Raw genomic sequence first — 14,036 nt, 5'->3', positions numbered from 1 at the left:
GCACTAAAAACTTAAAGTTGGCGTGCATTTTGCTTAATTCGCCTCACTTCGATCCAAATTTGGAACATGGCTGCTACATGATAATACCCTTGCGCTATTTTAATACAGGAAGTATTCGCTAATGGATCACACCCAGAGCATTGACTACCGCCTCTTGGTAGACAACTTAAGCACTGCAATTTTATTGGTTGACCGTGACCTGAATATTTTTTATTTAAATTCTTCGTGTGAAGCCTTGTTTGATATCAGTTTAATTCGTGCATCAGGACAACCTGTTTTAAATCTGCTGCACATGCCTGATGATGAGTTCAATACGCAAGAGGCTTTCCTGAATACCATCAAAACTGGTCAACCCTACACCCGCCGTGAAGCGACCATTAATGTCAATTTTAAAGATATTCATGTCGATTACACTGCATCACAGTTAAATGCAGGCAAGCCTTATCATCCTCTTTTGCTGATTGAATTGAATCCGATTGATCGGATGCTCAAAATTTCCAAAGAAGAAAACTTTATTCAACAGCATCAAGTCGCACGTCAGCTGATTCGTGGTGTGGCACATGAAATTAAAAACCCGCTTGCAGGAATTCGTGGTGCGACACAACTGTTAGCACGAAGTTTAAATGACCCGAAATATGATGAATTTACCGACATTATTATTAGCGAGGTAGATCGTTTAAGAAACTTGGCCGATACCATGCTCGGCTCACGCCAACTACCAAGCTATGAACTGGTCAATATTCACGAACCTTTAGAACGGGTGCGCAGCCTGATCGTCAATCAAACTAAAAACAAAATAAATATTATCCGTGATTATGACCTTTCTTTACCTGAAGTCATGGCAGACCGCGATCAATTGATTCAAGTCATGCTGAATATTTGCGCCAATGCAGTACAAGCCATGACCGAACATCCCGATTTCTTTACCGAGCATCGACCTGAATTGATTTTAAGAACTCGTATTCAACGCTTGGTTACCATTAATGGTGTGCTGAATCGTTCTACCGTACGTGTTGATATTGAAGATAACGGTCCAGGCGTACCTGAAGACATTTTAGAATCCGTGTTTTATCCATTGGTGACTGGACGCGCAAACGGTACAGGACTTGGTTTGAGCATCGCACAAAATATTATGCATCAACATAACGGAATGATTGAATGCCAATCCATTCCAGGAAAAACAATATTTAGCTTATATTTACCTTGGGAGGCGAGTCATGTCGCGAAATAAAATTTGGGTGATTGATGATGACCGTGCAATGCGCTGGGTACTGGAAAAAACTTTTAGAGAAGAAGGTTTTGAAGTCACCAGTTTTGAAGAAGCACAGTCTGCACTAGATGAGTTAAACCAAGATGCACCCGATGTAATTTTGACCGATATTCGCATGCCTGGAATTGATGGTTTAACTTTTCTTGGCAAAGTCAAAGTCAGTTATCCCGACTTGCCTGTGATTATTATGACTGCGCACTCCGATTTAGAATCGGCAGTATCTAGCTATCAAACAGGTGCATTTGAATACCTACCCAAGCCTTTTGATATTGATGAAGCACTTGCTTTAGTCAATCGTGCAATTTTGCATATCACCAAACTACAACAGCAAGAATCTGCAAAATCGACAGTGCAGCCAATTCAATCGACAGAAATTATTGGTGAATCGCCTGCCATGCAGGAAGTGTTTCGTGCGATTGGTCGTTTATCGCAATCACACATTACTGTGCTCATTAATGGTGAATCAGGTACAGGCAAAGAGTTGGTGGCGCATGCACTGCATCGACACTCACCGCGTAGCAGCAAACCATTTATTGCGCTGAATATGGCAGCCATTCCGAAAGATTTGATTGAAACCGAACTTTTTGGACATGAAAAAGGTGCATTTACAGGTGCCAATACACAACGTCAGGGACGCTTTGAACAAGCCAACGGCGGCACCTTGTTTTTAGATGAAATTGGTGATATGCCTTTTGAAACCCAAACCCGCTTATTGCGCGTCTTGGCAGATGGTGAATTTTATCGGGTTGGTGGACATATTCCTGTCAAAGTGGATGTACGGATTGTCGCAGCAACACATCAGGATTTGGAAAAACTGGTACAAGATGGACGCTTCCGTGAAGACTTATATCATCGCCTGAACGTCATTCGGATTCATATTCCTAAACTGGCGCATCGCAGTGAAGATATTCCAATGTTGGCACAGCACTTTTTGGCACGTGCAGGCAAAGAATTAGGCGTGAGTCCAAAAATATTGCGTCCTGAAACAGTCGAATATATGCAGCAATTGCCGTGGCAAGGTAACGTGCGCCAATTGGAAAACACTTGTCGCTGGCTTACCGTGATGATTACAGGACGTGAGGTCTATCCTGAAGATTTACCAACCGAACTCAAGCAAATTCCAATTGAAAAATTAGCCGAACATTCTGCGCTTCATGTGGCAGATCGGGTATCTATGCAGCATTGGGATGAATTACTTGGGCAATGGGCAGTACAAAAGTTAAAAAATGGCGAGATGAAACTTCTGGATATCGCCATTCCAATGTTTGAACGCACCTTAATTAATGCTGCACTGCAACAAACCCGTGGACGTAAACGTCATGCCGCTGAATTATTGGGTTGGGGACGTAATACTTTGACGCGAAAACTCAAAGAATTAGGAATGGACAGTGCCGATGATGAAATAGAAGAAGATATGGAGAGCTAAACGCAGAAAAAATATCTAATCCATCAAAATATAGGGAAATTCAGCTTTTGAATTTCCCTATTTTTATATCTTAGACTCTCTAAGTTAAGTGCAATTAAGCCGCGGTAAATCCAACATAGCGAGATAAACCTTGCACGCCTAAATCCGTTTTATAAATCAAATATTGCGGATAACGACTTGAAGTCAGTTCTTGCCACATATCCAACTGATCATCATGTGCATGAATTTCATCGACACTGCGTGGCATGGTTTGTTCAAATACATCTGAGGCATATTCAAAACCCAAATCCATTGCGACAAACAAAGTATGCTCGCAAGGCTGAATATATTGTTCTTCTGCCCAATCAATAACAGCATGTTGGCAATGTGGGCAAAGCAAATTTTCAGTCGCAGGCGTATTCAGTTCAATGAGTTGATATGGCATAGAGCAGCATCACCAATAGTAAAATAGATAAACATAAAATCTGTTTGCATCATAACAAGCAATTTCTATATTTTGCGCTAAGCACGGCTTATAATTATAGAAATTTTTTTAATTATACTTATGGCAACTCTAGAAAATGCAATTACACTTGCAGTACAACAACATACAGGGCAGCTAGATAAAGGCGGTCAGCCTTATATTTTGCATCCCTTACGTGTAATGTTGCAATTACAACAGCCCGATCAGCAAATTGTCGCTGTACTGCACGACATTCTTGAAGATACCCACACCACAGCACAAGACCTGCAAAATTTAGGATTTCAAACGCATATTATTCAAGCAATTCAGGCGCTCACCAAACTGCCGCATGAAACTCGTGTTCAAGCGGCTATGCGTACTGCACAAAACCCGCTTGCCTGTGCTGTAAAAATTGCAGATGTGCAAGACAACATGAATTTAACGCGGATTCCCAATCCTACAGCACGTGATTTAGCCCGTTTAGAAGAATACCGACAAGTTTTAGAGATTCTGCAAAAAGCACAGCAATAAAGCACAATTAAAGATTGACAACATGCAACGATGCCACTTTAATTTAAGTATTGTTGCATAAATGGAATTTAGTCATGCTTACAGATTTGGATGATTTTTATTGTTTTGCCCAAGTGGTCGAACATGGTGGATTTAGTGCAGCAGAACGCGCCACCGATATTCCAAAATCCAAACTTAGCCGACGCGTACACAACCTAGAAGAACGCTTAGGTGTGCGTTTAATTCAGCGCAGCTCACGTCATTTTGCGGTCACAGAAATTGGTATGAATGTGTATCGGCATGCGCAAGTAATGATGAATGCTGCCCAAGCCGCGCACGACTTGGTCGATCACCTAAGTATTCAACCGCGTGGTGTAATTAAAGTCAGCTTACCTGTTTCAATTGCACAAAATGAAATTGCCAAAATCTTGCCTGAGTTTTTGAAAGCCTACCCTGAAATTAAAGTACAGCTAATTGTCAGCAACCGTCGTGTCGATATCGTCAACGAAGGGATCGACATTGCCCTGCGTGTCCGCTCAAATTTAGATGATGATCCAAGTTTGGTGATTCGCAAATTCAGCAACATCGAACAACATCTATTTGCCAGTCAGGCTTATTTGAATGAATTTGGCGATTTGAAAAAACCTGAAGATTTAAGTCATCATAAAATTTTAAGCATGTCGGATGAGCATTTAGATCAATACATGGTTGTGCATGATCAACAACAGCAACCGAAAAAAATTAAGGTCAACCCTACAGTCATGGGTTCAGATTTAATGATGCTAGCGCAATTGGCACGACAAAATTGTGGCATTGTGTTGTTGCCTGACACGATTGTTGAAGATTATGTTGCATCGGGTGAATTGGTTCGTGTTTTACCCGACTGGCACGCACCGCATGGTATTTTCCATGCCGTCTATCCATCACGCCGTGGTTTATTACCTGCTGTACGTGTATTTATCGACTATTTGGTCGAAAAGCTAACCATTCGTTAGCACATAGGATCTTTTGATTTCAGATACGAAACAGCAAAAAAAAAGCTTATCTAAGACAGATAAGCTTTGAAAACTACAATCTAAAATAAGAAAGCTAAAACAAAGAAACTACAGCAAGTATCTTTGACTTCAATTATAGCGATTGTTCATTTTTTAACAAATAGTTTAAAACTAAAGTCTAAGATGTTTTATCTATCAGTCTTAACCTGAAAGCATTCGTGCATTAAATTTCAGGATAACTCCCCGTACCTTCTGGCCACGGCGATAACACTTCAAAGCCTGTATCAGTCACAGCAACCATGTGTTCCCATTGTGCAGAAAGTGATTTATCTGTCGTCACCACCGTCCAGCCATCTTTCAGTTCTTTCACACGCGCTTTGCCCGCATTCACCATCGGCTCAATGGTAAATACCATGCCTTTTTTAAGCACCAAGCCTTGTCCAGGCTGACCATAATGCAGCACACTTGGTTGTTCGTGATACACCTGCCCAATACCATGTCCGCAATATTCACGCACAATGCTAAACCCTTCACGATGCGCCACACTTTGAATGGCATAGCCAATATCGCCCAAAGTCGCGCCCGGTTTCACCGCATGAATCCCTGCGCGCATCGCCTCATAAGTGGTATCGACCAGTTTTTTCGCTTCTGGTTTCACCTGACCCACATAGTACATACGACTGGTATCACCATAAAAACCATCTTTAATCACTGCCACATCAATATTAATAATGTCGCCATCTTTTAAAATGGTTTTGGATGATGGAATACCATGACAGACCACTTCATTGGGTGAAATACAGGTGGTTTTGGTATAACCGTGATAGCCCACATTGGCAGGAATGACTTTTAAGGTATTTACAATATAATCGTGACACAAATCATCTAAGTATTCTGTCGTGACTCCGGGTTTGACATGCTCACCAATCATCTGCAACACCTGAGCAGCCAAACGCCCCGAAATGCGTAATTTCTCAATATCTTGCTCTGATTTAATGCTGACTTTAAGGGCACGCATGATGAACTCCTGACCTGAAGCCTGAGATTATAGCCGTTATTTAAAACCTACTCAAACCTACTCAATGTGGGTTTGATGTTTAATTCCTACTTCACCATCAAGAACCTAAAACATTTGCTTTAGGGATTACCTCAATTCCATAGGCTGTCACGGTGTAACTCACCGCCTTAATCACCACTTATGCAGTGATTAAATCTTTATCCGCATATCGCAGGATATTAATTGATGCATTAACATCACGATTTTGGATGGTTTGGCAAACTAAGCACTTCCACTCTCGCGCAGAAAGTGTGAGAGATTGATTTAATTCACCACAGCACGAACACATTTTACTACTTGGGAAGAATCGACCAACCGAAAGTACCGATTTTCCATGCTGTTTGGCTTTATAAATCAACTGCCTTTTAAACTCATAAAAACCCATATCGGATATAGCTCTTGCGAGTTTACGATTCCTCAACATGCCTTTAACATTCAAATCTTCAATCGCAATCACATCAAAACGTGTTACCAAATCCGTTGTGACTTGATGAAGATTATTCTTGCGTAGACAGGCAATTTTATAGTGCAGGCGAGATAGCTTGGCTTTTGCTTTTTCTCGATTCTGACTACCTTTTTTCTTACGACTAAAAGACTTGTTGAGTCGCCTTAGTTTTGCAAGCTGTCTTTTAAGTGGTGCATTAGAAGGAATAACCTCACCATTTGAAAGGGTGGCAAGATTAGAGACACCCAAATCAACACCGATACTTAAACCTGTTTTCGGTTTAAGCTTTTCGATCTGGGTGAGTTCGACAGCGATTGATACAAACCACTTACCACCTTGTTTAAATATTTTGGCCGAGAGAATTTTACCCTTATAGCGCAGATTCTCAGTCATTTTCACCCAACCCAAATTAGGGATTTTAATAGACCGACCCTTTACGCTAAATTGATCATTTGATAATGAAAAACGGTCATCCTTGCCTTTTTTTCTTGGCTTGGGGTATCCTGATTTGCCGTTAAAAAATCTATCAAAAGCACTACCCAACTGCTTAATCGCCAACTGTGGTGCGCACTTAGTCACTTTCTTCATGAAAGGATATTTTTCAAATTTAAAAGTGTTTAGGTGCTTTCTTAATTTACTCTCTTTAGGTCTATTAAGAAGCATTTCATTCACCGCAACATCATAATACTCACACTGATCTAGATATTCCTTATCAGCCTTGTATTGTCGCTGCCACTCTCTTAAAGCCCAATTATACGACAAACGAGCAACACCACTTGCCTGAGCAAAATGGCTTGCTTGTTTATTATTGGGCATCAATTCAATGATATGCCCTCGTATAAATCGACTCATAGTGCTTCTTTGACCGCCTGTATTAGCTTTTGGTTCTTTTTACTTCGGCTTCCATATAATCGTGCTGAAAATACAGTGATAATTTCCAGGACATCTTGAGACAGTTCCTCCTCAAAACTCAAATTTTCACCCTGATTAATAATTACAATTTCAACATTCCGAGCTTCACATAAAGCAAAAACCAATTCAGCACCAAAACGTAATAATCGATCTTTGTGGGTTAAAACCAATCGACCAATTTCATTATTAATAATTCCATCCAAAAGAGCCTTAAGCCCTTTTTTGTGATAATTCATCCCTGAGCCTAAATCACTAATAATCTCAAATGTCCATCCCTGCTTGGCACAGTACATTTCCAAAACTTGTTTTTGTCGCTCAAGATCAGCCTTTTGATCGTGACTAGATACTCTTGCATAAGCAATAGTTTTTCGGCTGTTCTGAATTGATAGATCATGGATAAGTTCAGGTGTGATCTTGCTTAGATCGTAACGTCTGTGATTTTTTGGGGTTCTATCTGCGACTAAAGTGCCTTCCTCATCCCATCTTCTTAGGGTTTGGATGGAAACACCCAGTGTTTTAGCTGCAACGCCAATACTAACATATCTACTCATTTGTATATAATAATATAGAAATAGGTAGATTTCAACTAGCAGTTATTAACCCTTTCGGCTTGTAAAATCAGCTCAAGCTGCCAAACAAGTATCCATCGTCATGCGACCAACAGTTTTGTTTAAGAACTGCGCATTTAAAATAGCAACCAAAACTTATACTAGATAAGCCATCTATACTATGTGGGATCAGCATTTTTCAAAAATACATCAGATAAACAGTAAGTTATTTAATTTTTATAGTGAAGATTAAAATAGCCTACAAACACATATCATAAAAAATATTCATATGACCTATAAAATAAATTAGAAAATCATAGCTCGATCTACTAAAATCGCTTTCTTTTGTTTACATCTTATTTCTCTCCCATGACGAATTTACGCACACGGGATATTATTGCCTTGGGTTTTATGACCTTTGCGCTGTTTATTGGTGCAGGTAATATTATTTTCCCACCTATCGTGGCACAGCAAGCGGGCGAACACGTCTGGCTTGCTGCGCTCGGTTTTCTCATTACCGCAGTTGGCTTACCCGTGATTACCATTATGGCGTTGTCACGTGTCGAAGGTTCTATACAAATTTTAAGTTCGCCTTTAGGCAAAATCGCGAGCTTAATTTTAACAGTCGTCTGTTATTTAGCGGTTGGCCCGCTTTTCGCCACACCACGTACCGCTACCGTATCTTATGAAATTGGTTTCTCTGCCTATTTTGGCGATTCCGCGAGCACCTTATTCATTTATAGCGCCATCTATTTTGCCTTGGTGATGTTAGTTTCACTGTATCCACACAAAATTTTAGATACAGTGGGCTATGTACTTTCCCCGCTTAAAATTCTGTCATTACTAATTTTAGGCATCACTGCATTTATTATTCCGACAGGTACAATTTCACCTGCCATTCACAATTATGTGAACAGTCCTGTATCTGAAGGCTTTATTAACGGTTATCTCACTATGGATACCTTAGGTGCATTGGTATTCGGGATTGTGATTATTAATGCGATTCGTTCACGTGGCGTAACTGATAAAAAACTCATCACCCGCTATGCGGTATGGGCAAGTTTAATTTCAGGGATCGGTTTAACTTTAGTTTATCTAAGCCTATTTAAACTGGGGATGGGCAGTCACGATGTTGCCGCCAATGCCAGTAATGGTGCAGTCATTTTACATGCCTATGTGCAACATGCTTTTGGCGGATTTGGCTCGGTATTTTTAGCTGCAATGATTTTTATTGCCTGCATGGTTACGGCAATTGGACTGACATGCGCATGTGCTGGATATTTTGAGCAAATTACTAAAATTCATTATCGCCGTTGGGTATTTATTTTAGTGGGCTTTGCCTTTGTTATTTCCAATCTTGGACTCACCAAACTCATTGCAGTTTCAGTGCCTATTTTAAGCGCGATTTATCCACCTGCAATTGTGGTCATTCTACTCAGCTTTTTCTGGGGATTATTCCGTATTCCAACCCGCGTGATTGCACCTACTGCCGCAGTTGCATTGCTCTTTGGCATCATTGATGCAATGAAGGCCGCAGACTTAGCTAGATTCTTGCCAACCACACTGACCAATTTTCCCCTGAGTGAACAAAACCTCGCTTGGTTGATTCCTGCATTACTGATTTTTGTATTCGCTACAATTCATGATCGAATGAAAAAATAGCCAGTACGGACTTCGAGCTCGGCTATTTTTTCAAGTCATGCTCTATTTTCGAGCTGTATTGTATTAAAGTCGTGTTTTATCCAAATACGAATTTAAGTTAGACAATAATTGTCAGGTTTTACCCAAACCCGCACTTATTGTTTCTTGTGCTAAAACTGCCTCTTTTTAAGGCAATTTATCAGTCATGATAATAGCAACCCAAATAATTATTTGGTATAAATAAACAAATGAAATTAAAATATTTTCAATAAAAAACTAAAACAAAATAAATCATTCACCCATTTTAAGCAGAGCTCAAATTAACGCTAAAGTCGTATAGTCGCCCTCAAAATTAGCTGGCATAAAATATGCAAGTACGATTGAAATCGTATTTAAATGGCTTAAAAAACACACTACTTTTTATTATTTTGTAAATAAATGATAACAAATAGTAGTATTTCATATGAAAATGATGTTTTTTATCAAAATATGACTATAAGGGCTTGAAATAGTTTGCTAAACAAGGTAGAACAATAAAACCAATCTGACTAAAATGCTCTGATTTTAGTGATTTATAACAAGGAGGGATTGAGATGTTTTCACATTTCAATACGCAAGTCTTCATTAACGCTCTGAAGGCTAACCAAAATCTAGTTACTTTTTTAAGCACCACTTTTGCACTGATGCTGACCCTATTGCTCCAAGGCTCAATTCAAGGCAACTTGAAACCAACCTATTTTTTATATGCCTTATTGGTATGTATAGCCTTTGCGATTTGGACATCCATTGACCAAAAGTTTCGTGAACATAAAAACGTAGAAGTTCATTAATCATACCCTAGCACCCACTCATTTTAGCTTTTTCGCTTTCACTTTGCGGCAGATGGATCACTCCTCTGCCGCCAAACTCAAAAAGTAGATTCTAATCATCATTCCTGATCTACAGCAAAAATCTCAAAATCTTCTACGGGCTACCAAGAAAAAATTAAACTGAGCAATTAGAATTACAACAATCCATAGATTGCGCCAAGCAATAACACACTAGTCCCACCCAATTCAGCCACAATCAATAACAGCATCGCCAAACTCATGCACCAACTTGGCAATGTCCATGCTGCAATTTGATGCGGTTGTTTAAATTGATTAGTGGTATCTTTAAGCAATCCATGCAAGATATAACTCAGAATAGAAAAGCTAAAAAATACTAAATTTAGAATCACACAAATTAAAATTACAGTGGCATCCCAAATACAAAAATAAGCCAAGACCGCTAAAATTAAACTTGCAGGTGCATATAACAAACTACTGCGATGTGCGATATCCACATAATAATGAGCACGCGCTTGGGCAGAAGCACGAATTTGCCAATATTTCCACACGCCTGTAAGCATCCCCACCCACAAAAATATTCCACTGAAAATAATCGCAAGGCGCACTGCCAAAGATAAACTTTCCATGTTTAACACTCTTTTATTTTTCGTGTGGCTATTTAACTACACTCGCAGACTACTAAGCTTGACTTTAGAGTCAGAATAAATACAAGTTTCTTTTTGGAACTCGTGTAAAGTAACTTTATTCTCATCATCCTTAAAACATTATGAGCACATTTGAAAGCTTAAATATTATATGTGCAGATGGTTATGCCCTCGCTGCCCGTTATTATCCAAATCAATATACACAAGCACAGCGTCTACCCGTCTTGATTTGTCCCGCGACAGGCATTACCAAGAATTTTTATCACGCTTTTGCCACATGGCTAAATGAACAAGGCTATGCTGTGCTGTGTTTTGATTTTCGTGGTATTGGTGATTCGTTACACGAACCATTGAAACAATGTGAAGCCAGTATTGTTGATTGGGGGCAGTTAGATATTCCTGCAGCAGTAAATACTTTGCTGCAAAAAACGCAAGCTGAACAAGTGGTTTTATTGGGACACAGCGCAGGCGGACAATTACTGGGGATTAATCCTGAATATCATAAAGTGGCAAAAGTCGTAGCTGTTTCAGGCTCTACAGGCCACACAAAAGGTTTAAAAGGTCGTACTCGCCTACTTGCCCCTGTGATATTTAAAGTTATTTTTCCACTTGCCAGAATCACACATGGTTATGGCCCAACCAATGCAATTGGCATGGGCGAAAACCTACCTAAAAATGTGGCCCAACAATGGGCACAATTTTGTAGCAAACCCGGCTATGTCATCAATGCTATAGGCAAAACAGTTTCACAGCATTATCACGATGAAATTCGTTGCCCGATTACTGCTATTTGGAGTTCGGATGATGAGATTGCCACCGAAGCCAATGTGAAAGATTTACTCCGTCTCTATCCCCATGCATCGACTAATATGATTGAACTTAAACCAAAGCGTTATCAGCATAAAGCCATTGGGCATATGGCGATGTTTAAAAAGTCACATCGAAATTTATGGAATGTGATTGAAAATCAATTGGCAGTTTAATTTTTAGTGGCGAAGTCACATACAAATTAAACATTTGTTTTAGTTTCTCGCTTTTTCTTTTCCCTGTTTAAGCAACCAAATTTGTAATCCTGTTTGGTTGTTTCTTTTTTTCTATTCCATGCCACATTTCATGTTCAGCTTTTAAAATCCAGACTTATCGCTGATACACATTTTCAGGATGAAACATCACAATCTTTTTATTACACCATAAAAAAGCTCCACCATTTCGGTAGAGCTTTTTGAGTGATTTAATTCAAAGCTTAGTAATTAGCGTAAGCGAATCATCACAGTTTTAATACGGTTACCATCAAGTTCTGTCACTTCAAAGTGCACACCTTGATAATCCAACTGCGTGCCGACCTGAACTTCACCTTGGGTTTTATCTAAAATCAAACCTGCAACGCTAATGTAGCCTGCATCTTCTTCAATCAGATCCATCATACCCAGTTCAAGTTCAAGCTGGTATAAATCCAGCATACCTGTTGCTTTCCATTCGTTTTCATTGGTTTTAACCAAATCTAACTGTTCGTCTGCATCAGGGAATTCACCTGCAATCGCTTCAAACACATCAAGCGGTGAAATCAAACCTTGAACATTACCAAACTCATCGCTGACTAAAACCAAAGAACCTTTAGAGGTACGTAACGTATTGATCGCATCAATCACTTTCATTTTTTCAAAAATGTAAATTGGACGCTGACGTTTAATTAAAGCTTTAAGCTCTTCTTCTTCGTCCAATACATCCAACAACTCTTTGGCACGTACAATACTAATGACTTTATCTAAACTACCACGACACACTGGGAATAAGCTGTGTGGTACAGATAGAATCTGTTCGCGGATTTGTTCAGGTGAATCTTCAATATCGACCCATGAAATTTGGCTACGTGGCGTCATAATTGATGCGACTGAACGCTCTGCCAAGGTCAAGACACCACCAATCATGTAGCGTTCTTCATCTGCAAACGCTTCTTGCGCTTCGTTATGCAAATCAGGGCTACTGGTTTCAACTCGCCCCCCCATCAATTTTAAAATTGAATCTGCAGTACGGTGACGTAACGGAATTTTTGCTTCATGTTTTGCAACATTGCGCTGACCAAATTGGTTAAACGCTTCAATAGCAATCGCAACACCAATACCCGAATAGATATAACCTTTAGGGATATGGAAGCCAAAACCTTCTGCAATCAAGCTGATACCAATTAATAGTAAGAAGCTTAAACACAAAATCACCACTGTTGGATGACGGTTCACAAAAGCAGTTAATGGCTTAGATGCAAGTAACATCACCAACATTGCAACCACCATGGCAACCATCATCACATAGATGTTGTCGACCATGCCAATTGCGGTAATGACTGAGTCTAAAGAGAAAACTGCATCTAGAACAACAATTTGTGCTACAACTGCGGCAAAACTTGCATAAACCACATTGGTCGTGACTTTGACTTCGGGTTTGCCTTCCATCTTCTCATGCAACTCTCCTACCGCCTTATAGACGAGGAACAAACCGCCACCCAAGAGAATGAGGTCACGCCCTGAAAAGGTTTTTTCAAATAAGGTAATTAACGGTTCGGTTAAAGTAACCAACCAAGAGATTGCAAATAACAATCCTAAACGCATAAACAACGCTAAAGATAAGCCAATCACACGGGCTTTATCACGCTGTTCTGGGGGTAATTTTTCTGCAAGAATTGCAATAAAGACTAGGTTATCAATACCTAATACGATTTCTAGAATAATAAGTGTAATTAAACCAACCCATATTCCCGGATCTAATAAAAACTCCATTAGTTCATAGCTCCGAGATAGTTAGCAGAAATCGAAATATAAAGTAGACCTGCGCACGGCGACGGATCCATAAAAGTAACCTTTTTAGCAATAGATAGCTTAATTATGCACAATCTTGAACATTTGTAATTAAATTTTTAATTTTTTTGAATAAAACTAAACAGTACGATCTATAAGATGGTTTTTACTTTATTTTTCACATTCTTAATTTTTTTAGAGCGATGACAGCCAAACAAAAGCCGTGAGAATGGATTAAAAATGTCAAATGAATTGTAATGTATTTTTAGACGCATTAGTCATAGATTACAACTGTAAGCCAACCCACACTTTAATCTAAACTTAAAATATTGATAAAAAACAACTATTGTTAAAAGATTAGACCAAAGCTTATAATTTTTTTGCAAAATTCAACGCAATAACCCGCACTTTTACCTAAAAGCCAAGTGTACAAATGTATTTTTTTAACTAAAATGCAGCCTAAGTTGATGGTTAAATTGATAATTCAACTTATAAAACCAGATAACTCACTACTAATCCAAACT

At 39.3% G+C, this 14,036-nt stretch carries 13 protein-coding genes; 7 read left to right on the top strand and 6 right to left on the bottom strand.

Translation table 11 applies throughout. From position 1 onward, the window contains the following. Positions 1-121: 121 nt before the first annotated feature. Both glnL and glnG read left to right on the top strand, forming a co-directional pair. The gene (glnL, locus tag FTV28_RS08835) at positions 122-1,231 is read left to right on the top strand and encodes a nitrogen regulation protein NR(II) (RefSeq protein ID WP_179990152.1); all 1,110 of its coding nucleotides are present in this window, start codon (positions 122-124) and stop codon (positions 1,229-1,231) included. Then, positions 1,218-2,696, top strand: coding sequence for a nitrogen regulation protein NR(I) (glnG, locus tag FTV28_RS08830; RefSeq protein ID WP_096901419.1), 1,479 nt, complete (start codon positions 1,218-1,220; stop codon positions 2,694-2,696). The genes glnL and glnG overlap by 14 nt, the downstream gene beginning before the upstream one ends. Positions 2,697-2,790: 94 nt before the next feature. Here the strand turns inward: glnG and FTV28_RS08825 are convergent, their stop codons facing one another. Then, positions 2,791-3,120 (bottom strand): hypothetical protein, encoded by a 330-nt coding sequence (locus FTV28_RS08825; RefSeq protein ID WP_167845971.1) that lies wholly within the window; start codon positions 3,118-3,120, stop codon positions 2,791-2,793. 120 nt (positions 3,121-3,240) lie between these two features. Between FTV28_RS08825 and FTV28_RS08820 the strand changes: the two genes are divergently transcribed. Both FTV28_RS08820 and FTV28_RS08815 read left to right on the top strand, forming a co-directional pair. After that, positions 3,241-3,669 (top strand): HD domain-containing protein, encoded by a 429-nt coding sequence (locus FTV28_RS08820; protein ID WP_004976725.1) that lies wholly within the window; start codon positions 3,241-3,243, stop codon positions 3,667-3,669. A gap of 74 nt (positions 3,670-3,743) precedes the next feature. Beyond that, positions 3,744-4,643, top strand: coding sequence for a LysR substrate-binding domain-containing protein (locus FTV28_RS08815; RefSeq protein ID WP_004976726.1), 900 nt, complete (start codon positions 3,744-3,746; stop codon positions 4,641-4,643). A gap of 223 nt (positions 4,644-4,866) precedes the next feature. Here the strand turns inward: FTV28_RS08815 and map are convergent, their stop codons facing one another. From map to FTV28_RS08800, 3 genes are all read right to left on the bottom strand, one after another. Beyond that, positions 4,867-5,661 (bottom strand): type I methionyl aminopeptidase, encoded by a 795-nt coding sequence (map, locus tag FTV28_RS08810; RefSeq protein WP_004976729.1) that lies wholly within the window; start codon positions 5,659-5,661, stop codon positions 4,867-4,869. Between the two features lie 178 nt (positions 5,662-5,839). Beyond that, positions 5,840-6,997: an RNA-guided endonuclease TnpB family protein gene (locus FTV28_RS08805; protein ID WP_179990150.1), complete on the bottom strand. Its 1,158-nt coding sequence runs from the start codon at positions 6,995-6,997 to the stop codon at positions 5,840-5,842. Beyond that, positions 6,994-7,608 (bottom strand): IS607 family transposase, encoded by a 615-nt coding sequence (locus FTV28_RS08800; RefSeq protein ID WP_168391406.1) that lies wholly within the window; start codon positions 7,606-7,608, stop codon positions 6,994-6,996. The genes FTV28_RS08805 and FTV28_RS08800 overlap by 4 nt, the downstream gene beginning before the upstream one ends. A 366-nt stretch (positions 7,609-7,974) precedes the next feature. Between FTV28_RS08800 and brnQ the strand changes: the two genes are divergently transcribed. Both brnQ and FTV28_RS08790 read left to right on the top strand, forming a co-directional pair. Beyond that, positions 7,975-9,267, top strand: a complete 1,293-nt coding sequence (brnQ, locus tag FTV28_RS08795) for a branched-chain amino acid transport system II carrier protein (RefSeq protein ID WP_154320787.1) — start codon at positions 7,975-7,977, stop codon at positions 9,265-9,267. A 572-nt stretch (positions 9,268-9,839) separates the two neighbouring features. Beyond that, a complete protein-coding gene (locus FTV28_RS08790; RefSeq protein ID WP_004976747.1) occupies positions 9,840-10,076 on the top strand; it encodes a hypothetical protein in 237 nt (78 codons plus the stop codon). A 173-nt stretch (positions 10,077-10,249) separates the two neighbouring features. Here the strand turns inward: FTV28_RS08790 and FTV28_RS08785 are convergent, their stop codons facing one another. Continuing rightward, entirely contained in the window at positions 10,250-10,702 is a 453-nt protein-coding gene (locus FTV28_RS08785; protein ID WP_004976749.1) for a hypothetical protein, read from the bottom strand. Positions 10,703-10,842: 140 nt separating this feature from the next. Here FTV28_RS08785 and FTV28_RS08780 point away from each other — a divergent pair, with 140 nt between their 5' ends. Beyond that, positions 10,843-11,703 carry an alpha/beta fold hydrolase gene (locus tag FTV28_RS08780; RefSeq protein WP_179990148.1) on the top strand — a complete coding sequence of 287 codons (861 nt, stop codon included), beginning with the start codon at positions 10,843-10,845 and terminating at the stop codon, positions 11,701-11,703. 267 nt (positions 11,704-11,970) lie between these two features. Here the strand turns inward: FTV28_RS08780 and FTV28_RS08775 are convergent, their stop codons facing one another. Beyond that, complete coding sequence (locus tag FTV28_RS08775; RefSeq protein WP_004976753.1) at positions 11,971-13,494, bottom strand: TerC family protein; 1,524 nt, start codon at positions 13,492-13,494, stop codon at positions 11,971-11,973. Positions 13,495-14,036 lie beyond the last annotated feature (542 nt).

This window comes from Acinetobacter sp. YH12252, assembly GCF_013417365.1.
Lineage (GTDB): Bacteria > Pseudomonadota > Gammaproteobacteria > Pseudomonadales > Moraxellaceae > Acinetobacter > Acinetobacter towneri.
Note: the sequence above shows the minus strand (reverse complement) of the source record. Positions and strands in the feature narration are given on the sequence as shown.